This is a genomic window from Pirellulales bacterium (assembly GCA_036499395.1).
GTDB lineage: Bacteria > Planctomycetota > Planctomycetia > Pirellulales > JACPPG01 > JACPPG01.
Genome location: DASYDW010000132.1, coordinates 1 through 20991 on the forward strand (window position 1 = coordinate 1; position 20991 = coordinate 20991).

A 20991-nucleotide genomic window follows, 5' to 3' on the forward strand; every position below is an offset into this window, starting at 1 on the left:
ATTTCTTGTCGGCCCGGGCGATGTCACGATCATCCAGCAGCGCACGGACCGGTTCGTCGTCGTAGCGCTGCGCGGTGAGTTCCGCCCGCAGTTTCTGGCAGTAATCGAGCACGCTCGCCCGTTCTTCATCCGAGCGATAGATTGGCAGGATCACGACATGCTGCGGCGCCAGACGCGGCGGCAGAATCAGCCCGTCGTCATCCCCGTGCGTCATGATCATGCCGCCGATCAAACGAGTCGAGACGCCCCAACTGGTGGTCCAGGCGAACTCTTCGCGCCCTTCGGATGACAGGAACTTGATTTCCTGTGCCTTCGAGAAGTTCTGCCCCAGGAAGTGCGAGGTGCCGGCCTGCAGAGCCTTGCGATCCTGCATCATGGCTTCGATGGAATAGGTATTCACGGCTCCGGGAAAGCGTTCGCCAGCAGTCTTCTCGCCGCGGATCACCGGCATGGCCATATATTCCTGCGCGAAGCGGGCGTAGACGCCGAGCATTTTGCGCGTCTCTTCCTCGGCCTCGGCACGGGTGGCATGGGCGGTGTGTCCTTCCTGCCAGAGGAACTCGGTCGTGCGCAGAAACATACGCGTGCGCAATTCCCAACGCACGACGTTGGCCCATTGATTGATCAAGATCGGCAGGTCGCGGTACGACTGCACCCACTTGGCGTACATGGCGCCGATGATCGTTTCGCTGGTGGGTCGCACGACTAGCGGCTCCTCGAGCTTGCCGGTCGGCACCAGGCCTCCGTCGGGTCCCGCCTCGAGCCGATGGTGCGTGACCACGGCGCATTCCTTGGCAAAGCCCTCGACGTGTTCGGCCTCTTTCTCCAGGTAGCTGAGCGGGATGAAGAGCGGGAAATAGGCGTTGACGTGGCCGGTCTCCTTGAACATCCGGTCCAGCACCCGTTGCATATTTTCCCACAGTGCATAGCCCCACGGCTTGATCACCATGCAACCGCGGACGGGGGACTGCTCGGCCAGATCCGCCGCGCGAACCACTTGCTGATACCACTCGGGATAATCGTCGCTACGGGTGGGAGTAATCGCGGTCTGGGGAGCTTTGGCCATGAATCAGATATCTCGATGAATGTCGATTGTGGATAAGGTGATGGGTTGCCCTGCCTGAGAGCAGATCTCTGCCTGTTTAGGCGAAAGTGCGACATTGTAGGGCATTTGAGGCTAGTCGTCAGTAGCGAGTAGCTAGTCGTAAGTAGTCAGTAGTTAGTAATCAGCAAACACCGAAGCAGGCAGGCCTTCCGCTTTTCCGGCGACCAGCTACCGACTACTAGCTGCCGTGCCCTCATTTCTTTGGACCGCACTGGGGCTTGTTGCGAGATAGAGTTGGAATGGCCCCGCGAGAATAAAGAGTGCCTGAAACCCGAGCGAAAATGCGGCAATTCTGGGAATGGCTTATCCCTCCCCAGCACTGGCAGGATCCAGAATATCTGCGCCAGGCGCGCCGTGTCGCAGTTTTTAACCTGGCGATGCTTGTATGGGTTTTAGTGTTCGCACCGGTTTACGTGATGCTCGGGGCGCCGGCCTGTGCGGCGGTTTTGACCGTGGCCGGTGTGGTGTTGGCATTGATCCTGCTCGCGTTGCGACGTGGCCATTCGCCTACGCTTTGTGGGAATCTGTTTTGCCTCGACGGGATGTACGCCTATACGACGCTGGCGCTGTTGAACGGAGGCCGGCAGGGGCCGTCGGTCATGTGGTACGCCACGGTGCCGATCATCGGCGTGTACACCGCGGGCCTGAGGTGGGGTGTCGTGTGGACGCTGGTTACGGTGCTCGCGATGGTGGGCTTTTCGGTTGCTGATTCGTTGGGCTGGGAATGCTTGAATCTGCTCACGCCCGATGCATTTCGTACGTTGGAATTGCTGGGACGCGTCGGTCTGGTCGTATGCCTGTGTGTTCTGGTTGGCGTATTGACTCGCTTCGAACGGGCCGCACAGCAGGAACTGTACGAAGCAAACTGCCGGCTCGAAATGCAGTCAGCCGTGGATGGACTGACAGGCGTGGCGAATCGCCGAAGCTTCGATCGCCGCCTGCAGGCCGAATGGGAACAGCATGAGCAAGAGCAGTTGCCGTTGAGCGTGGCACTCATCGATGTCGATTGGTTCAAGCAATACAACGATACTCACGGACATCTGGCCGGCGACGACGTAATCCGGAAAATGGCCCAGACCATTCAGGCCAGCTTGCCACGGCCGCGCGACCTGGTGGCGCGATTCGGCGGTGATGAATTCGCAGTGATCCTGCCCGACACGAACGACTGGTACGCCGAGCACGTGCTCTCGCAACTGCGCAGCGACCTGCGCGAGATGACCGTCAAGCAACCGGCCGTCGGCCACGAAAGCGGAGCGTCGCGCGGGATCACGATCAGCGTCGGCATTGCAACGACCGTGCCCAAGCGGGGTGGCAGCGCGGCCGAACTTATTAAAGAGGCGGACGTCGCTCTCTATCGGGCCAAGGCGGCCGGACGTGATCGCACGACGCAAGCCATCGGCGCGGCTTGGGCGTAGCCTTCCGGCACCGTTGCGACATGGTGGCTGTTCCTGCTACCAGTCGCCAAGAAACTCGATTCGGTCGTAAAGCGAAACGCGATTGAGCGCCGCAGCTAGGTGCAACAAACGTCGCACGACGTCGCCAATCGGACGCTGACTGGACAGTATGATGCCGATGGGCCTTGAGCCAATCCCGATGCAGCGCAGCAAAATGCGCGATATTGAACGTGACTATGGTGCGTTCTTAGGCGGACGCCCAGAGAAGTTGCGATTCGTCGCTCTCGCCGAGCCTGTGTACCTCAGCGGTCGAGACAGTATCAACTCCAGCTCGACGAAGCGCGAAAGCAACGGCCGAGTAGATGTCCTCGTCCATGAAGGATCGAGCTGCGATCATTCGCCGGATGCGTCGGAAAGGTGCTGCTTCACCGTCGCTTCGTCGTCGGATGCAATCGAGTCTTCGATTTCGTCCGCGTAGTCATAGGCGTAAGCAAGTGCGTCATGCACATCCGCCGGTTTAAGTCCGGCATACTGCTGCACGATTTCTTCGACGCTCATTCCCTGTCTATAACAGTTGAGGATGGTGGCGACGCGGACGCGTGTTGCCTGGACGACCGGCTGTCCACCGCAGCGAGCGGGGTCCCGCTCGATATTTCGGTAATCGGTTCTGGACATAGGTCACGTCGCATCAGAGGTTAAAGCCGTCGTTGCATTTTAGCTCGCACGCTCGTCAGTCGGCAATAACTGACATCCGCTGGTTTCTACACATCCAAACCCATCGCGCGCATTAGGGCTAGGGCATTGCTCTTGGTGACGACGCCGGGGCGGAGTTTGTAGTCGAAGGTCATCCGGCCGTTTTCGACCTGGTCTTCGCAGTGCATATTCACCGCTCGCGGCGCCAAATCGTCGACGATCCGCGTCAGCGCCAGGTCATGCGTCGTCATCAGGCCGATTGCACCGGCCTCGAGCAATTTCTGCATTAGTGCCTCGGCCCCGGTCAATCGGTCCTGTGAGTTGGTTCCTTGCAGAATTTCGTCGAACAGGAACAAGAGTGGCCTGTGATTGTCGGTGACATCGAGCACGGCGCGCAGCCGTTTCAAGACGGCGTAGAAGTACGACGCTCCTTCGTGGACGCTGTCGCGAAATCGCATGGCGGTGCCCAGCACCACCGGCGAAAGCGTCAGCCGCGTGGCACGTACCGGCGCGCCAGCTAGCGCCAATACGGTGTTCATGCCGACGGTGCGCATGAGGGTGCTTTTGCCAGACATGTTCGAGCCGCTGATGAGCACCAACCGCCGATCCCCGCCCAGCGACAAGTCGTTCGGCACGCAAACGCCTGGCGGCATCAGCGGATGGGCCAGCCCCTCGCCCGAGAATAGTGGACCATTGTCGACCAGCTCCGGGTAGGGATCTCGTGGACGCTCGTAGGCGTAGGCGCTCAATGCTGCCAGCGCCTCGATCTCGCCGGCCGCTGCGAGCGCGGACCGCACGGCGGGTTGCGCACGCAGCCGCCAGATTTCCCAAAGCGGCATGCCCTGAACTTTTACGGCGTGCAGAAAGCTGTTCTGCAGAAACAAGCCATAGACTTCGGCCATCCATCGCTGCGGGATTGTCAGTGCTCGACCAATCGCTGAGGCGTGTTCCGCGAGTGCGGGTGGCACGTCGCTACGGTTACGGAGCTCGCCGTGCAGGCGATAGAGCACACCCAGGGCGTAGCCCGAGTCGCCGACATGCTGGGCGACGGCGCGGGCCGTATCGCGGCGCGACAGATAGTACAGTGCCTCGAAAATCGTGAACGCGATGACGGCCCACCACCAGCCACCGCCGACGATTAGTGCCGCGACAATCGACATCGTCCATCCCCACACGAGCACAATTCCTATCAGGCGCGAGGGTATCGACGCGAAGATGGGGCGCGCGTCGGCCCAAGTCGTCAAACTCTCAGGCACGACCTGACCGAGATCGGCATCGAGCGATGCCAGTGCCTCGCGCAGGTCGAGGCTGCCTGCCAGATCGCGCACGAGGCGCTGCCGCGCGCGGATGGTTGCCAAGTCGTCGGGGGCGGAGAGCCAACGGGCCAAGGTGTCCTGTCCCATGGGCGTCTGGGCGGTGCAGAGCAGTTGAAAAAGGGATCCGCGACCGAAAATATCGAGATCTTCCGCGTACAGATGCGCATCGCTCTGATACCGGCGACCATCGACGCCTCGGCCGATCCAACGATTTTCGAGGCGCGCCATCCCACGTTCGTAATAGGCCGCGGCTTTGCTGGCCCGTCGCCAGACCCGCAGCACGGTGTTTTGCAGAAACAGCAAGGGTATCAGGGCAATGCCCAGCGGGATCAGGGCCTGGGCTTCGGTTGGATCGAAAACCACGTATCCGATCACGGAAAAGAGCATCAGCCGGCGCCCCAGCGTGATGCGCTGATTCCACCGCGCCACACGGCGTACCGTGGCCTGGCGCGCCGCCAGGCGAAGCCGGTATTCCGCGACAGGATCGGGGATGATTGCCGTGGGCTCTGCGATTGCCATGGTCACTGCAGAGAGACTCGTACTGGTTTGAAATAGGCCGCGAAAATCCGCAGCCAGGTTCCATTTAAAGCGTACCACCGACGGCCACGGGCGGTCGCCCCGTGCGCCAGCACCCTCGATCGAGGGTGAAAGCAGTAACCCGGGGGCGATCGGGGCATGGTTTACCCCCAATTCGTCCCCCAATGGAAAATCTTGGAAGCGGTACGACCATGGTCGTCGTGCTTTTCCCGCTGCCGGCAGGAGCACAGTTCGTCAAGATTCTGCGGAGCTGGCGACGCGATCGTGGCTTACATCAAATGCCACTGGTTCCAGACCACCACGTAGATTCCCAGCAGTAGATTCGTGGTGGCGTGGGCGGCAACGCAGTCCCAGATGTTGCGCGTCAGGACCATCAGGCCCGTAACCATCGAAAACCAAATGAGCGCTGCGAACAGCTCGCCGGGATGCATTGCCATTGGCACCACGGTGCCGGCCGCGACCGCCAGCAAGTTCACCGTGCCGAACGGGACGGCCGGCCAGTTCTCGCTAACGCAGGCTCGCATCAGGAACCCGCGCAGAAAGAACTCTTCGATCACGGGCACGACGAGCGCCAATCCGATGAAGCGGATCGTCAAGAAGCCCCAGGCCCAGGCGGGCTGCGCGGCTAGTTCGACGAGGGGATTAAACGCGCTGCGCTGTCCCGACCCCAACAGGCTACCGAGCCTAATTGCTGGCAAAATGCGCTGCTCGAGTTGGAGATGGCAAATGCCCACCCATATGACGACGCCAACCGCACCCACGACAAACGCCAACGGACTTAGCTTAAAAGGGAATTGCCGATACGTCGGCCAGACAAACGCAATAGCCGCGATCGAAAGTGCCACCTTCAGCGTATAAACATAGGGATACGCGCTGTAGGGAACGTTCAATCCGAACCAGCCCGACGGCTCGGCTGTCTGCTCGACGGAGCCTGCCTCGGCTGGTGCCGGCGGCGGGGTTGGTTCGAAACTGGTCATAGCCAGGAACACTACCAGCGGCAGCACGAAGCCCAGCCACGGGTAGGCTGCTAGCAAAGTGTCCCGCCAGCCGGCGTTTGCTGCCGGGGAGTTCGGGGGCAATTGCTGGTTGGAACTGGGCGTGTCGGAGGTGCTTGTCATAGTCGGTTAAAGCTAGTTCTATCAGGGGGATAAATCAACCTTACGGAATTCCAGAAAGGGGGTTGGGGAGAGGGGACGCGTCGGTCGCAAGCGTCCCAGATTGCCAGGGTCGAAACGCTCAAGAGGTGATTTCACGGATTCTTCATAGGAATCTCATCCGGAAATCAAATCCTTGTGCTCAATTTGGCCTTTGCGTGCCGAAGAAATGGGTTACGATAGTTAGACAGGCACCTTGCCATGCTGGTCCCGCTCTCTGCGGATAGAGTGCATATCTGCGGGGGATTCACGGGGTCCTTGCCTGCCTAACGGGGTTCTCGTTCCTTCCGGCGATCCCCCATGCGACTGCGATCCCCTGTGCTTGTGGCGCGGACGCTATAGACCCTCAGTCGGTCAAAGGGAACTATTCACTCGGTGTAATTCACTGGATTAAGAGACTCGACCATGGACTTGGCCAACCTACGCAACATCGGCATTTCGGCGCATATCGATTCGGGCAAGACCACGCTCAGCGAGCGCATCTTGTTCTACGCCGGACGCATTCACCGCATTCAAGAGGTGAAGGGTGAAGGCGGGGCGACCATGGATCACATGGATCTGGAGCGCGAGCGCGGGATCACGATCACCAGCGCCGCTACCACGGTCTCGTGGGAAGACCATCAGATCAACCTGATCGATACTCCGGGCCACGTCGACTTCACGGTCGAGGTGGAACGCAGCCTTCGCGTGTTGGACGGCGCCGTCCTGGTGCTGTGCGCCGTTGGTGGTGTGCAGTCCCAGTCGATGACCGTCGACCGCCAGATGAAGCGCTACCACGTGCCGCGGTTGGCGTTCATCAACAAGATGGACCGCACCGGCGCCGATTACCGCCGTGTCGTGAAGCAATTGCGCGAGAAGCTGCATTGCGAAGCCGTGTTGATGCAAATCGGCATCGGCAAAGAAGACAAGTTCGAAGGCGTGATCGACCTGATCTCGATGAAGGCCATCTATTTCGATGGCAACAACGGCGAGAACGTTCGCGAAGAAGAGATTCCCGCCGACCTGAAGGAAGAAGCGGTCCAGTCGCGGCAGGAAATGCTCGAAGCTCTCGCTATGTACAGCGACGAGTTGATGGAGCTATTGTTGGCCGAGCAGGAAGTACCGATCGAGCTGATTCACAAGACCGTCAAGGGCGCCGTCCAAGAGCAGGACGTCACTCCCGTGTTCATGGGCACCGCCTATCGCAACAAGGGTGTGCAACCGCTGTTGGACGCGGTCGTCCGTTATTTACCCTCGCCGCTGGACCGCAAGGTCTCGGCCAAGGTGTACGACAAGCCGGATGAGAAGTTCCCGCTCGAGCCCGATCCGGCCAAGCCGTTCGTCGGCATGGCGTTCAAAATCGTCGAAGATCCGTACGGCCAGTTGACGTTCACACGGATTTACCAGGGAACGATCAATAAGGGCGATACGCACTTCAACCAGCGTACCGGTCAGAAGCAGCGCTTCAGCCGCATCCTGCGGATGCACGCCGACAAGCGCGAGGAAATCGATAGCGCCTCGGCCGGCGACATCGTGGCGATCATCGGCATCGACTGCGCGAGCGGCGATACCTATGCCTCGCAGAACAAGTACTGCACGCTGGAAAGCATGTTCGTGCCCGATCCGGTCATCAAGATGGCCATCACGCCTATTTCGCGTGAGGGTGGCGACAAGCTCTCAAAAGCGCTTCAGCGCTTTACGAAGGAAGATCCCACGTTCCGCGCCACCAGTGACGAGGAAACCGGCGATACCCTGATCGCAGGCATGGGTGAGCTGCACCTGGAAATCTACGTCGAGCGGATGCGTCGCGAGTACAAGGTGGACGTCGAAGTCGGCGCGCCGAAGGTCAGCTACCGTGAGGCGCCGACCAAGGAAACTGATTACGACTACAAGCACAAGAAGCAAACCGGCGGTTCGGGTCAATACGCCCATATCAAGGGTCACTTTTTCCCGCTGCCGGAGGACGCCCCCGAGGCGTACGAATTCGAAGACGATGTTATCGGCGGCCGCATCCCGCGGGAATACATTCCCAGCGTCGAGAAGGGTTTCCGCGATTCGTTGAAGAAGGGCCCCCTGGCCGGCTTCCCGATCGTGGGCGTGAAGACCGTTCTCGAAGACGGCTCGTACCACGACGTCGACAGCTCGGATATGGCGTTCCAGATCTGTGCCCGCGGTTGTTTCCGCGAGACGTTTCTGAAGATGAAGCCGGTTCTCTTGGAGCCGGTGATGAAGCTGGAAGTCGAAGTGCCGGTCACGTTCCAAGGCTCGGTCACGGGCGAATTGACCAGCCGCCGCGGCATGATCGTCTCGAGCGAGGTTCAGGGAAACCTGGCCGTGATCGAGGCCGAGGTGCCGCTGGCCGAAACGTTCGGCTATTCGACCGACCTGCGCAGTATGACGCAGGGCCAGGGAACGTTCACGATGGAGTTTTCGCGCTACAAACGCGTGCCGGCCAGCATCCAGGAAGAAATCCTGGCCGAGAAGAAGAAACAACTGGTCGGGGCTAAGTAAGCGTCCCCGGCTGGTGCTGCTGCTTCTTGCGATTTGCAGCGACGAACATAGCGATTATTGAACATGCCCACGTCCTAAGCGTGGGCATGTTCGTTGATACTCTTCTGATCTAGCGAATCAGAAAAATGCCTTTTTCGCCCCTGCCGCTGCCTGTCTCCCTGGACACGTTCGCATAACGACGAGACACGCCACGAGGGCTAGCACGCAGACGCTCGAGTAGGCGAGCATGAAGGTTCGGCCTGGAAATGCCGCCTCGGGCATAATGTGATTGAGACGGAACGCGATAAAGCCCAGCAGGTAGGCCGACGGAATAATTGCCAGGACGGTCGGCACCAAGGACCGCGCCTTCCAGGCCACGGCGAGAAACAGGGCACCGGTGAGAAAATTCGAGATACCAAACGCGCCCAATAAGAGCAGTTGATCCTGGCCCGAATGCGCCAGATCCAAGCCGGCGATATCAACGGCCGAATGCTGCACGAAAAAAGTGTGCAACACTCCGCGCACGAGGTCGATCACGCCTAAGCAACCCAACACGATGGACGCAAAAAGAGGCGTGCGAGACGCAGGCACCGCAGAATTCTGATTTGTCATGTTCGGCGACCCCCGAAGTGCATTGAAAGACTGCGCACATTGGCTGCCGTGCGCGGCCGTCCGCTGCGAAAGCTTAGCTTCCCGTGGCGCAAAACCAGGCATTGGGCGGGCATCTTTTGACTGTGGGGCGCGGGGGAATTGCCACGAAGCTACCCGATCGAAAGCCCGACTCGGAACTTATCGTGCGATTGCGGGGCGCTGTGCAGCCATGCATGTGCCGGACCTTGCCGCAGCCGAATCCGCTACCGGTCACGCATTGCGCGTTGGATGTCGCGCTGAACCGTGCGTTTCTTCAGCTTTTCGCGCTTGTCGTGAGTCTTGCGGCCGCGGCACACTCCCAACAGCAGCTTGGCTTTTCCCTTTTTGAAGTAGAGCTTTAAGGGGACGAGCGTCAGACCGGTTTCATACGCCTTGCTGGCGAACTTGATAATCTCGCGGCGGTGCATGAGGATCTTGCGCGGCCGCCGTGGCTCGTGATTGAATCGGTTGGCTTGCAGGTACTCGGGGATGTCGCAGCCGACCAGCCATACCTCACCCCCCTTCAGACGTGCGTACGCTTCGTCAAGCGAAACGTGGGCCGTGCGCAGGCTCTTTACCTCGCTGCCGACGAGCACGATCCCGCATTCCAAAGTGTCGAGCACCTCGTATTCATGCCGGGCCGAGCGATTCTGGCTAATCAACCGCTCGTTGTCGTGTTCGCGGTCGGGCGTATCACTTTTCTTGGCCATGCGCGGGCAATTTTTTCTCTAAACGGCCACCGACGTCATTCGTCGCGAGCTGCCACTGTGGCTCAGCCGACCGAAAGTCAACCTTTGACGGTGGAAAATCTCTTGTTAGAGTAGCCAGAGCGCTCATTATACGCGAGAGCGAGCGGGCGTCAGGCCGTCGCCGTGCCGGGTGCTCGATACTGCCGAGCGAAACTACAAACACAAGTATGCGTAAATCCATCCCTGAAAATCTCGCCAATACGCCCGAGGCTCGAGCGCAACTTTCGCGTCCGGCTCTGGCTGCGTATTTGTTGGGGACGGTCGATTTCGAGGCTTGCTTGGCGTTGCAGCAGCGGCTGGTTTACGAGACCAGTGGCAGGCAGGATGGACAGATAACTCTGCTGATTTGCGAGCATTTGCCGACGATCACCGTCGGCCGGCAAGGATCGCGCCCGGACGTGCGTCTCAGCCCGCGAACTTTGGCCAGCGAGGGACTATCGGTCCGCTGGGTCAACCGGGGCGGTGGATCGATAGTGCATGGGCCCGGGCAATTGGCCATTTACCCCATCGTGCCGCTCGCGCTATTGGGTTGGACGGTGGGCGATTACCTGTCGCGATTGCAGGCGGGAATTGCCGCGGCGCTTGCCGAGCTAGGCTTTCAGGGGCAAACGCCCGAGAATCGGTGGGGGGTGTGGGGACGCACGGGACAGATCGTGTCGCTGAACGCGGCCGTGAAAAATTGGGTGACCTATTACGGGGCCTACGTGAACGTATCTCCCGCCCGGCGAATGCTTACGGCCGTTTACAGCGACAGCCGTCGCCGGGCCGTGATGAGTTCTTTGACGATCGAACGCCAACAAAATGTTAAAATGACTCGGGTGCGAGAAAGCCTGGTACGGCGTGTGGCCGAGGCTTTCGATTGCACCCGCTATCATTTGCATACTAGTCATGTCCTGTTGACGCCCCCTGCACTGACGAATGTCACAACTGCCCGCGCCAGTTAGCCTGCCGATCATCACGCCTGAAGAGGTTTCTCGGGAGGCTGCGCCCCGCTTGCCGCGCTGGCTGAAGCGCAACGTGCCGAAGGGGAATAGCAACCACTTCACGGCGAATCTGCTGGAAGAGTTGCGGCTGGAAACGGTCTGCGACAATGCGAAATGCCCCAATCGCATGGAGTGTTATTCGCAGAAGACCGCCACGTTCATGATCCTGGGCAACGTCTGCACGCGACCGTGCGGTTTTTGCGCCGTGGCCAAAGGAAAAACGCAGCAAGTCGAACTGGACGAGCCCGATCGATTGGCCGAGGCGTCCGCCCGCCTGGGCTTGGCTCACGTCGTGATCACATCCGTTACACGTGATGATCTGGACGACGGGGGCGCCGAACATTTCTATCGCTGCGTACTGGCCGTGCGTGAGCGAACGGGGGCCGCGGTCGAGGTCCTGACGCCTGACTTTCTCGGCAAGCCTGGCGCCATCGAGCGCGTCGTCGCCAGCCGGCCCGAGGTGTTCAATCACAATACCGAGACGGTGCCGCGGCTGTATCGCGAAGTGCGCGGTCGCAAGAGCGACTATCGCTGGACGCTCGAATTATTGCGGCGCGTCAAGGAACTCGATCCCACGATCAAAACCAAAAGTGGCCTAATGCTGGGCCTCGGCGAATTACGTGACGAGGTGCTCGATACGCTGGCCGATCTGCGAGATGTCGGCTGTGATCTGTTGACGCTGGGGCAATATCTGCAGCCCTCGCCCGAACATTTACCGGTTGTTCGCTATCTGCCGCCGGAGGAGTTCGACGAATTGGGCCTCGCTGCTCGACGGATGGGCTTTGCCCAGGTCGCCAGCGGACCATTTGTTCGATCGAGCTATCACGCGCGTGAAATGGCCGAGTAGGATTCAGCCGGCCTTGCACGACGCTGCAGTTCTATTCACTGACTTCGTCGGACGAATGGTAGCCGCAGATTTCGCAGATGGACGCAGATTAGGAATCGGGGGAATCGTACTGCCTGTAGGCAGGACGTAGTCCGCCATGAGATTTTCCGTTTTATCTGCGAAATCTGTGTCATCTGTGGATCGTCTCTTCTACTTGGAATCCTCGCCTAAGCGATCATGAGCCACGAGGGAACACGCGTGCGACATAACCTCGTGGTACCGGACCTTGGGCTTGGCAGCCGTCACGTAACGCTCAGTCTGTGGCTGGTTGAGTTGGGGGCGGAGGTCACGGAAGGGGATCGGTTGGTTGAGCTATCCGCTGACAGCGTGACGGTCGATCTGCCGGCGCCCGCCAGCGGCCGTTTCGTGGAATCACTGGCCGTAGAAGACGAAGAGATCGCGGTCGGCCAGGTGCTGGGCGTCGTCGAAAGCGACGATTAGCGTCTCCGTTAGGCGGCCGGCTCACTCGGCAATGCACTCGCATAGACATCAAGGGCAATTAGTTGCCCCTTGAGTAGCTGGCGCTCTGCGCACGAGTTCAGAACGGCGAACGGCGCAAATAGAACGGCCGTTAGGATCGCATACCCGGTCAACGGTTCGAGATCGCCTTTGAGCGACAGGGCAATCGACGCCGCAAATTCGAAAGCCGCTAGGAACGCGATCCCAACGTTGTAAATATTGGAAAACCGGGCGTTGTGCCGCGCGATCTCGCGGATTGCGGCGGCGCACGCCTGTGGCGGAATGCGCGTTTGACGACGTGTGCCAATATACATGCCGGTAACCAGGAACAAGACTGGCCAGGCCAGTACGGTCAGTAGCTCAGCGGTTTCATTGCCGCGATTGGCAAAGTGCAGGAGGATCGGGCCACCCCAGGGAAAACCGTAGCACCAGCCGAAATACCAAGCCTTCGATACCCACGGCACTAAAACAGCCCGCGAAACTTCGTCGTCCAAAGAGTGCAAGTCGAGCTGGTGGTGTTTGCTGTCAAACGCCATTGGACTGCTGACCGCTGTTACCGCACCAGTTCCAGCGTTCCCCACACGCTGGGGTCGTCGCGATAGGGGAATTCCTTGCCGCAACTAAACGTTTGCTCGCCCAGCTCTTGATCGACGACGGCGTAGGTGAAGCCAAGCTTCGGGTGCTCGGCTGGATCCCAGCCCGTGAGCGCGGCCGCGGGAATGTACGCTTCGAGCACGTATCCATCCACTCGCTTTTCGCTGCGCGCTTTCAGCAGGTCGGCCCGGATCGACTTGGGATTTTCGCGGGCCCGATTGATGAAGTACAACTCGCCGTACGGATCGGCCAGATTGCGACCGCTGCCGGCGGGCAGAAAGATGAACTGATGGCAAAAGCGGCTGGCACGATGGATGTTGTGTGTATCGCGGGTGTCGATCCATAAACGCAGCCCGTCACTTTCGTCGGGGCGCGATTCACGGCACCAAGGGGGCCGCCGCTTGCCGGAAACTTGCACCGAGAACACGAGCCCCGCGTCGCCCCAAGCCGCGCGAACATCGGCAAACGAGATCTGCTCGTCGAGCTCGGCGAAGCTGGGCAAACGAAATTGCGGTCCAAGCTGCGCGCCAGTCGGTGACCATAGAGGCTCATGGCGATGGCAGGGCGCCGAGAATTGAAAGAGCAGTCGTGGGGGAATCAGGCGGTCGGTCATGGCTTGCGTCGTTGATGGGGCAGTAGGGAATTTTCGCAAGTGGCGATTCAGTCTCGCGCGATTAGAGTTTCGATGAGGGTGAGTTTACTCGCTTCGGCACCCCGTCGCCCTGCCCGCCCATGTGGGCAAAACGTATTTAATCGCGGCAAGGATTAGTTTTTCGTCGCGACCTGGGCCAGCACGTAGGGACCTTTGGGTATTACAGCCATCGTGGCTTGTGGTCCGTACTCGGCGAGTGATTCGGCGACGGCCGTTTCAACGTTCGGCGCGCTTTCGACGAACAGGCTGTCGATCGTTTCGCGCGGCAGGCCGTCGGTGATGATCTTCACGCGCGCCTTGCGACAGACCTTGGCCAATTCCTCGAGTTGCCATTGATCGAGTACGAAGTAATCTTGGCCCAAGATCCGCTGGACGAAGACTTCCAGATTCTCGTGCTCGCGAAACAGGCTGGCGAACTCGGGGCTGCCGATTCCCTCGGTCATGCTGGCGGCCAAAATGATCGTGCCCCCTTGTTTCACGATGGGGAGCGCACCGGTCAGCCCCTTCACCGCCTGGTAAAACGTCGTGTCGAGCGGATAGCCGGCCGCGCTGGTGACTACGACATCGACCGGCTCGACGACGGTATCGACGACCACACGGCGGACAAACGCCACACCCTCAAGGAACGCCCCTTCCATGTCGCCCGCCACCAGGGCCAGTGGACGGCGCTGATCATCGATTACGGCATTGATAATAAAGTCACAGCCAGCGAGGCGGCCGATCCAGGTGTTTTCTTCGTGGACGGGATTTCCGTCGAGGATGCCGCAGTCGGCCTTGGGATTTTCGAGAAAAGCCGGGCCATGCCACACTTTGACCGTCTCGAGCGCGGCCAGTCCGGGACAGATCAGCTTGCGCCCTCCCGAGAAGCCGGCCATCAGATGCGGCTCGATCAATCCGATCGTGATTTTCAAATCGGCGTTCACATACCGGGAATCGATCCATACCGGGACGCCGCGGGGACTTTCTCCCAGGTACGTATGCTCGGCTAGGACGGTGCCATGATGATTCTCGACGCGATACTGGGCCGCGACGTGCGGGCCGACCATCTCGACGATCTCGGCTGCGGTCGCCGGGCGGTGCAGGCCCGTGGCCACCAGGATCCTGATCGAATCGCGCGGAATGCCGGCCGCCTCGAGCGTCGGCAGCACTTGCGACAGAATCAATTGATTGGGCACCGGCCGCGTAATATCGCAAATCACGATACAGGCGTCGCGACGACCTTGTGCCAGTTCTGCCAGAGGTGGCGTGCCATTCGGCTCGGCCAGCTTCTTTGCTAGCTCAGCCGATGGGTCCGCAAGCGGTTGCGCGTCCTTGTAGCCCAGCGTGCGGACAACTCGCTCCGCGGGCAACTCGACCTGCAGGCCGGTTTTACCGTACTCGAGCGTGACGCGCATGATTCAACAGCTTTCAACGCTGCGTGGCGTATCTTTCGTCGCACCGCATTTGAGGCACTGGCTCGCTACGCGCAGGGACGGAACGGCACTGCAATCTTGCCAATGGCACGACTACTTCTTGGCCGGAGCGCCCTTGCCAGCAGTGGCGGCCTTCGCGGCGGGGGCTTTGGCAGCCGGCGCCTTGCCGGCCGGCGCAGCTCCCTTGGCGGCGGCCGGTGCAGCGGCGTCCCCTTCGCCCTCTTCCTTGGTCTTCTTTTTCTTCTTCATCGAGAGCTTCATCACCCGGACCTTGGGCAGGCCCAGGGGGCTGCGGCCATCGGGGAAGCGGTCCATTTCCTGCAGCTTCGCGATCCGCTCGCCGCGGCTCAGTACGCCACGGGCACGGACCAATCCGAGCGTAGTCCGCAGGCTTTTATCCATCGTCATGACAAATCTCTCCGAATAGCGTGCGCCGGGCCCTGCACGGGCGCGAGCGAATCCTGAGGCCCGGGGGCCCTAACCAAGACCCGTCAGTATACGGGTGCAGAGGGGGGGCGATCAAGGCGGGGGTTAACGAATGCCCTGGGGGCGTGCCGCTTGCTCGTGCAGCTTTAAACTGGGGCGGCAGATAAGTACTGTGCCGGGAAACCAATGCGGCAAATCGTTAGCGGAGAGGGCACGATTCGAACGTGCGGATCGGTTGCCCGACCACGAATCCCGAAGGACCCGTCGCCTTAAGCCACTCAGCCACCTCTCCCGAACTTGTTAGTCGGTCCATCTTAGTCGGACCGATGGCAGGTCTCTACCGGCGAACGGCAGTTTGCCTGGTGGAAACCAGAGGAGTAGCTCAGCCGCTGAACCACTTCGTAATCGCCCGCAGGGCCGTGGCCCGGCCGGCGCGGCCGATGCTGGTGGTGAGGGGAATTTTCTTCGGGCAGACATTCACGCAGTTCTGGGCGTTGCCGCAGTCCTGGATGCCGCCGGGAGCCATGAGTTCGTCCAGCCGCTCATTGGCATTGAGCGCACCGGTGGGATGGTTATTGAACAGCATGACCTGGCTGATGGCGTGCGCGCCGACGAAGTGCGTGTCGAAGGCCGCTTGTTCGCGCTTGGCAAAATCGGTGGCCGATTCCCCTTCGTGCGGCTCGACCTCGAGCTTCGTGAATTGTGGGCAAGCATCCAGGCAGCAGCCGCAGCTCATGCACTCAGACAACGGATACGCTTGCTGCTGCTGCTCGGGCGAGACGCGCGGGCCGGCCCCCATGTCGTAATAACCGTCGACCGGAATCCAGGCCCGGACTTTCTCCAGGGCGCGGAACAACCGGCGGCGATTCACCACCAGGTCGCGGACGACGGGGAATTTCTCCATCGGACGCAGTTCGATCTCGTCCGGATGTTCGGCCAAGAGCCGATCGACCAGGGCCGTGCAGGCCTGGCGAACGCGCCCGTTGACGAGCATGGTACAAGCACCGCACACCTCTTCCAGGCAGTTGCAATCCCACGCCACCGGCGCGACGCGTCCCCCTTCCACGGTTTTGGCCTGGGCCGCGACGCGTTGCAGCACGCTGATGACGTTCATATCCGGCTCGCGCTTGATGCGGTGCCGTTCCCAGTAGCTGGCCTCGCCCGGCGCGTCCTGTCGCAGGATGCGGACGTCGAATTCCGTGACCTGCGGCGCGGCATGCCCATGCCCGTCAGCGTGTGTCTCGTGCGACGAATGTCCGTTAGTAGTGGCTTGCATGGGTTCCTTTGGCGCTTCTGGCTACGCAGAATTTCCTGAACGTCCCTCTCCCGCCGGGAGAGGGCAGGGTGAGGGGACTCTAACCGAGGTTCGTATCTTCTGTATCTGAAATCTGTGTTACCCGTGGATCAAATCGTCGTGTTTTCGTTACCCAGCGGCGACGGTCTTGGCCGCTCCTTTACCTTGCGAGCCGTTGCCGTCATGGCCGGCGGTCTTCGCGGCCGAACGTTCCTTCCACACTTCCTCGATGGCTTCGGCTCCGACCAGGCCGTACAGTCGCGGACGCGGCGGAATCAACGTCGTGTCGATTTCTTCGTATGTCAGCACCGGATCGCCGTCCGGAACATACGTTGCAATCGTCGACTTCAACCATTTGCGCGTATTCTCTTCGAACCGATCGCACCAGGCTTCCGCCTCGCGACGATGCGCCGCCGGCTCGGTCGCCTCGAGCCCGGGCATCGAAAAGTCGGGCTTAAAATGGGCGCCGCGGCATTCGTCACGTTGCAAGGCACCTTTGACGATCACCTTGGCCAGCGGGAACATATCAATCAGAGACTTGGTAAAGACCACGTTCTGGTTGGTCCAGTTGCCGGTGTCTGAAAGCGAGCAGTGCTTGGCTCGCTCCTCCAACTCGCACACCGTACCGTACGCTTCGGCGAGCGTGTCGTTGCGACGCACCACCGTGGCCGCCTTGGTCATGACGTTCCCCAGTTCCTGATGGATCAGGTAGGGGTTTTCGCCGCCGCCGGTGCGCTTCAGCAAGTTATCGTGCGCCTGCTGGTGCTGGCGACGGGCACTGTCGAACAAGCTCGACGGCTGGTCAACCGCCGCGCCGCGCGGTGCGTTCTTCATCCAGGCGGCGATGCCAGGGGCCGTGATGAGGCCGCTGAAAATGCAGCTCAGCAGTGAATTGGCTCCCAGCCGGTTGGCGCCGTGATACTGGTAATCGCACTCGCCGATGGCATACAGGCCAGGGATGTTCGTGACCTGATTTTTCGGCGACCCCAGCCGCAGCCCGCCGGCCGCGGTTCGCTCGTAATCGACCCACAGTCCGCCCATCGAATAATGAACGGCCGGGAAAATCTTCATCGGTGTTTCACGCGGGTCGACCCCTTGAAACTTCTCGTAGATATCGAGAATGCCACCGAGCTTTTGATCGAGCGTCGCGCGAGGAATGTGCGTGACGTCGAGATAGACGCACAGCCGATCCTGCTCGACCGACAGTCCCTCATACGTACAAACGTTGAAAATCTCGCGCGTGGCAATGTCACGCGGTACCAGGTTGCCGTACTTCGGGTAGCGTTCTTCAAGGAAGTAATAACGTTCAGCCTCGGGAATCTGCTTCGGGTCGCGCGTGTCTTGTGGCTTGCGTGGTACCCACACGCGCCCCCCTTCACCGCGAGCACTTTCGCTCATCAATCGCAGCTTGTCGGCACCGGGAATGGCTGTGGGATGAACCTGGATGAACTCGCCATTGCCGTATTTCGCGCCGGCGCGAAAAGCACGCGCCGCGGCGCTGCCGGTACATGCCATCGACATCGTCGAGCGGCCGTAGATCAATCCGCAACCGCCGGTGCCCAGGATCACGGCGTCGGCCGGGAAGGTGCGAATTTCCATCGTCACCAGGTCCTGCCCGACGCAGCCACGGCAAATGCCCGCATCGTCGATCACGGGACCAAGGAAATCCCAGAACTCGTATTTCTTGATCTTGCCCGCGACTTCCCAGCGGCGGACTTGCTCGTCCAGGGCGTACAACAATTGCTGGCCTGTCGTGGCGCCGGCGAATGCCGTCCGCTTGAAGAGCGTTCCGCCGAAGCGGCGTTGATCGCGAAAGCCCTCAGGCGTGCGATTGAACGGTACGCCCAGCCGGTCCATCAGATCGATGATCTTGGGCGCCCAGTCCGTCATTTCCTTGACGGGCGGCTGATGATTCAAAAAGTCGCCGCCGTAGACCGTATCGTCGAAGTGCAGCCACTCGCGATCACCTTGCTGTCGGGTGACCGAATTGACAGCGTTGATGCCCCCTTGGGCACAAACGCTGTGCGAGCGTTTCACCGGGGTGAGGCTCATCAGGTCGACGTCGATGCCGGACTCGGCCAGTTCCATGGCGGCCGCCAAGCCTGCCAAGCCACCCCCGACGATCATCACGCGTTGCTTTGCCATGTTCGCTTGAACCTCGCGTTATTCATTGCCGCGGCTCTTTTGAGCCGCACAGGCCGAGCGGGCCAGCCCCGCCACTCGACAGAGGGCGGATTTGTTCGTTGTCTACGGCCGCGGAATTGATTGGGCCACGGGCGGGATCGGCTCGTCGCTCGGAGGCTTCTCGGCCGGTTTCGTTTCGGCAGATTTCCCCGGAGCCTTCTCTTGTTCTAGCCGAGACTTGTAGTCTTCTTCGAAACGCTGCTCGGCATCGTCCTTGGCCTGTTCGTACGCCTCGGCCTTGAGCAGATTGTCTTTTTCTCCGGCCCGTACAGCCCCGAACAAGGCGGCCATACCGACCACGAAAATGAAGATCCCAATGCCGCTGCAGACCCAGTTGGCGCGGCGTTGTGCCGTGGCGGTTTCCCAGATGCCCCAGGTAATTCCCATCGTCCACAGGCCGTTGGCGAAGTGGTAAACGCAGGCCGCGACGCCGATCGCATACGCAACTCGCGCCGTAAAGGGAGCCAGCGCCAAGCCGACCGAGGACGTGGCATGGTGCGGATTGAACTGCCCGCCGTACAGAGGCTTGGCCAGGTTGTTCATCCAATAGTCGTTATGAAGCCAGCCGTGCATGTGAAACACGTGCCAGAAAATGAACACCAGGGCGATCCAGGCCGTGGCCCTTTGCAGCGTATAGCGAACATTGCCCGAGTAGGCATACCGGCTGGAATTGGACTTTCCGCTGCGGACGATCATCACGCCCACGACGGCGTGAAATATGATCGGCAGGAAGATGAACGTCCATTCGATCAAGGGGAGCGCCGGCCCGAGCGAATGGATCGAGTCGACGTTCGTCTGGAATGACTTCGCCCCTGCCAACAGGCTGGCGTTGGTCAGCAGGTGGACCACCATGTAAAGGCCAACCGGCATCAAACCGGTGAGCGAATGCAGGCGTTTGATCAGAAACTCGTGACGCAGATAGAACGACTGCGGAGAAGTGCTTGTCACGCGAGATCTTTCCTGGGCACTCTGCGAGCGGGGAGTGCGCGATTCGGTGGCGGCAAAATGAACAACTTCATCGGTAGTATAGAGTTGCCCTGCCCCCTGACAAGCCGACCGTGAAACACCGTTGCGATTCGTAAAATTTATCGCGCTTGATCTGCTGGTCTCGCCCGCGCGATGAGAATGTGGCGAACCTGTTCCGCATGTTCTGAGGACTGAATCAACGGAGAGTGCCTCGCAAACAAATCCTTGCCGCGCGCTCGAAGATGACAAGGGGGATCACGAGGACGCTGGAGCCGGATCATCAACGCCGTTGCCGCAGGCCCGCGCATCGATCAGGGCGACGCGACACCCCTCTCGACGGCTCACGCCTGCCGCGCCGGCCCCCCGTCGGCCGAATATCGCCTACAAGCTGAGAATGCCTGCCGAATTGGCAGCGAATTCCTGGCAAAAGCCATCGGAACTTCTGCCAAATTACCTAAGCTAACTTGTGGAAAGAGGCCGCCCTTCGATATTAACATGAATACAGGCAAGGGATTACCGCGTGCCGGATGCTCGTCGAAGGCCGTACAGGCGAGCAATCGGCATCTGAGTTGCAATGCATTCGTTGGTGCAAGGAACTAATACCGCCACGATGGGCTCGAAAGTCCACGTGCGGAAGGGGATTATGCCGTGACCGGCGCCATGCCCAATCTGCTGATAACTGACGACGACCTGAGCTTTCGGGAAACGCTTCGCGGCGTGCTCGAGCCGCAAGGTTTTCGTACGTTCATGGCCAGCGACGGCGAAGAGGCGTTACACGTCGTCCAGCGCGAAGAAGTGCATTTGGTCCTGCTGGACATGCACATGCCGCGGCTAACCGGGCTTGAAACCTTGCGGAAACTAAAGCAAATCAAGCTCGTGCTCCCCTGCATCATTCTTTCGGCGAATGCTGACGACGAGCTGCGCGAAGAGGCGCGGCGCGCAGATGCTTTCTCGGTATTAGCGAAACCGGTTAGCCGGATCAATCTGACGACCATCGTGCATGCGGCACTGCGACTGACCTATAACTGGTCGATCTAGCCGTTGGTCGGCTTGGGTTTTAATGCCCCCTTCTGTCGTGCGTGGCCGGC

Annotated in this window: 19 protein-coding genes and 1 tRNA gene; 6 read left to right on the plus strand and 14 right to left on the minus strand. The window is 60.3% G+C overall.

All coding sequences use genetic code 11. The features are described from left to right. On the minus strand, positions 1–1066 hold a 1066-nt coding region (locus tag VGN12_26960; GenBank protein HEY4313123.1), incomplete at its 3' end, for an aminoacyl--tRNA ligase-related protein. Between the two features lie 299 nt (positions 1067–1365). Between VGN12_26960 and VGN12_26965 the strand changes: the two genes are divergently transcribed. Next, complete coding sequence (locus tag VGN12_26965) at positions 1366–2520, plus strand: GGDEF domain-containing protein (GenBank protein HEY4313124.1); 1155 nt, start codon at positions 1366–1368, stop codon at positions 2518–2520. Between the two features lie 372 nt (positions 2521–2892). On the opposite strand, the gene VGN12_26970 is transcribed toward VGN12_26965, so the two are convergent. The 3 genes from VGN12_26970 to VGN12_26980 form a co-directional block, all read right to left on the minus strand. Then, on the minus strand, positions 2893–3174 hold the full coding sequence (locus VGN12_26970) for a DUF433 domain-containing protein (protein HEY4313125.1): 282 nt from the start codon (positions 3172–3174) through the stop codon (positions 2893–2895). Positions 3175–3260: 86 nt separating this feature from the next. Continuing rightward, positions 3261–5027: a hypothetical protein gene (locus tag VGN12_26975; protein HEY4313126.1), complete on the minus strand. Its 1767-nt coding sequence runs from the start codon at positions 5025–5027 to the stop codon at positions 3261–3263. A gap of 287 nt (positions 5028–5314) precedes the next feature. Next, complete coding sequence (locus tag VGN12_26980) at positions 5315–6163, minus strand: CAAX prenyl protease-related protein (GenBank protein HEY4313127.1); 849 nt, start codon at positions 6161–6163, stop codon at positions 5315–5317. 441 nt (positions 6164–6604) lie between these two features. Here VGN12_26980 and fusA point away from each other — a divergent pair, with 441 nt between their 5' ends. Then, positions 6605–8689, plus strand: a complete 2085-nt coding sequence (gene fusA / locus VGN12_26985; protein ID HEY4313128.1) for an elongation factor G — start codon at positions 6605–6607, stop codon at positions 8687–8689. Positions 8690–8806: 117 nt separating this feature from the next. Here the strand turns inward: fusA and VGN12_26990 are convergent, their stop codons facing one another. Further along, the gene (locus tag VGN12_26990; protein ID HEY4313129.1) at positions 8807–9205 is read right to left on the minus strand and encodes a hypothetical protein; all 399 of its coding nucleotides are present in this window, start codon (positions 9203–9205) and stop codon (positions 8807–8809) included. A 317-nt stretch (positions 9206–9522) separates the two neighbouring features. Continuing rightward, positions 9523–10008: an SsrA-binding protein SmpB gene (gene smpB / locus VGN12_26995; GenBank protein HEY4313130.1), complete on the minus strand. Its 486-nt coding sequence runs from the start codon at positions 10006–10008 to the stop codon at positions 9523–9525. Positions 10009–10214: 206 nt separating this feature from the next. Between smpB and VGN12_27000 the strand changes: the two genes are divergently transcribed. The 3 genes from VGN12_27000 (at position 10215) to VGN12_27010 (ending at position 12357) form a co-directional block, all read left to right on the plus strand. Continuing rightward, entirely contained in the window at positions 10215–10991 is a 777-nt protein-coding gene (locus VGN12_27000) for a hypothetical protein (GenBank protein ID HEY4313131.1), read from the plus strand. Continuing rightward, positions 10966–11877, plus strand: a complete 912-nt coding sequence (gene lipA, locus VGN12_27005; protein ID HEY4313132.1) for a lipoyl synthase — start codon at positions 10966–10968, stop codon at positions 11875–11877. The genes VGN12_27000 and lipA overlap by 26 nt, the downstream gene beginning before the upstream one ends. 237 nt (positions 11878–12114) lie before the next feature. After that, entirely contained in the window at positions 12115–12357 is a 243-nt protein-coding gene (locus tag VGN12_27010) for a biotin/lipoyl-containing protein (protein HEY4313133.1), read from the plus strand. Positions 12358–12365: 8 nt separating this feature from the next. Here the strand turns inward: VGN12_27010 and VGN12_27015 are convergent, their stop codons facing one another. From VGN12_27015 to VGN12_27050, 8 genes are all read right to left on the minus strand, one after another. Next, on the minus strand, positions 12366–12911 hold the full coding sequence (locus VGN12_27015) for a hypothetical protein (GenBank protein ID HEY4313134.1): 546 nt from the start codon (positions 12909–12911) through the stop codon (positions 12366–12368). A 17-nt stretch (positions 12912–12928) separates the two neighbouring features. Further along, a complete protein-coding gene (locus VGN12_27020) occupies positions 12929–13582 on the minus strand; it encodes a hypothetical protein (GenBank protein ID HEY4313135.1) in 654 nt (217 codons plus the stop codon). 152 nt (positions 13583–13734) lie between these two features. After that, entirely contained in the window at positions 13735–15015 is a 1281-nt protein-coding gene (gene larA / locus VGN12_27025) for a nickel-dependent lactate racemase (GenBank protein ID HEY4313136.1), read from the minus strand. A 111-nt stretch (positions 15016–15126) separates the two neighbouring features. Beyond that, on the minus strand, positions 15127–15441 hold the full coding sequence (locus VGN12_27030; GenBank protein HEY4313137.1) for a small basic protein: 315 nt from the start codon (positions 15439–15441) through the stop codon (positions 15127–15129). Between the two features lie 221 nt (positions 15442–15662). Then, positions 15663–15751: transfer RNA gene (locus VGN12_27035), tRNA-OTHER, on the minus strand. Between the two features lie 90 nt (positions 15752–15841). Beyond that, positions 15842–16735, minus strand: coding sequence for a succinate dehydrogenase iron-sulfur subunit (sdhB, locus tag VGN12_27040; GenBank protein HEY4313138.1), 894 nt, complete (start codon positions 16733–16735; stop codon positions 15842–15844). A gap of 147 nt (positions 16736–16882) precedes the next feature. Further along, the gene (sdhA, locus tag VGN12_27045) at positions 16883–18898 is read right to left on the minus strand and encodes a succinate dehydrogenase flavoprotein subunit (protein HEY4313139.1); all 2016 of its coding nucleotides are present in this window, start codon (positions 18896–18898) and stop codon (positions 16883–16885) included. Between the two features lie 102 nt (positions 18899–19000). Next, entirely contained in the window at positions 19001–19885 is an 885-nt protein-coding gene (locus VGN12_27050) for a succinate dehydrogenase cytochrome b558 subunit (protein HEY4313140.1), read from the minus strand. A gap of 666 nt (positions 19886–20551) precedes the next feature. Here VGN12_27050 and VGN12_27055 point away from each other — a divergent pair. After that, positions 20552–20941, plus strand: coding sequence for a response regulator (locus VGN12_27055; protein ID HEY4313141.1), 390 nt, complete (start codon positions 20552–20554; stop codon positions 20939–20941). The last annotated feature ends 50 nt before the right edge of the window (positions 20942–20991 follow it).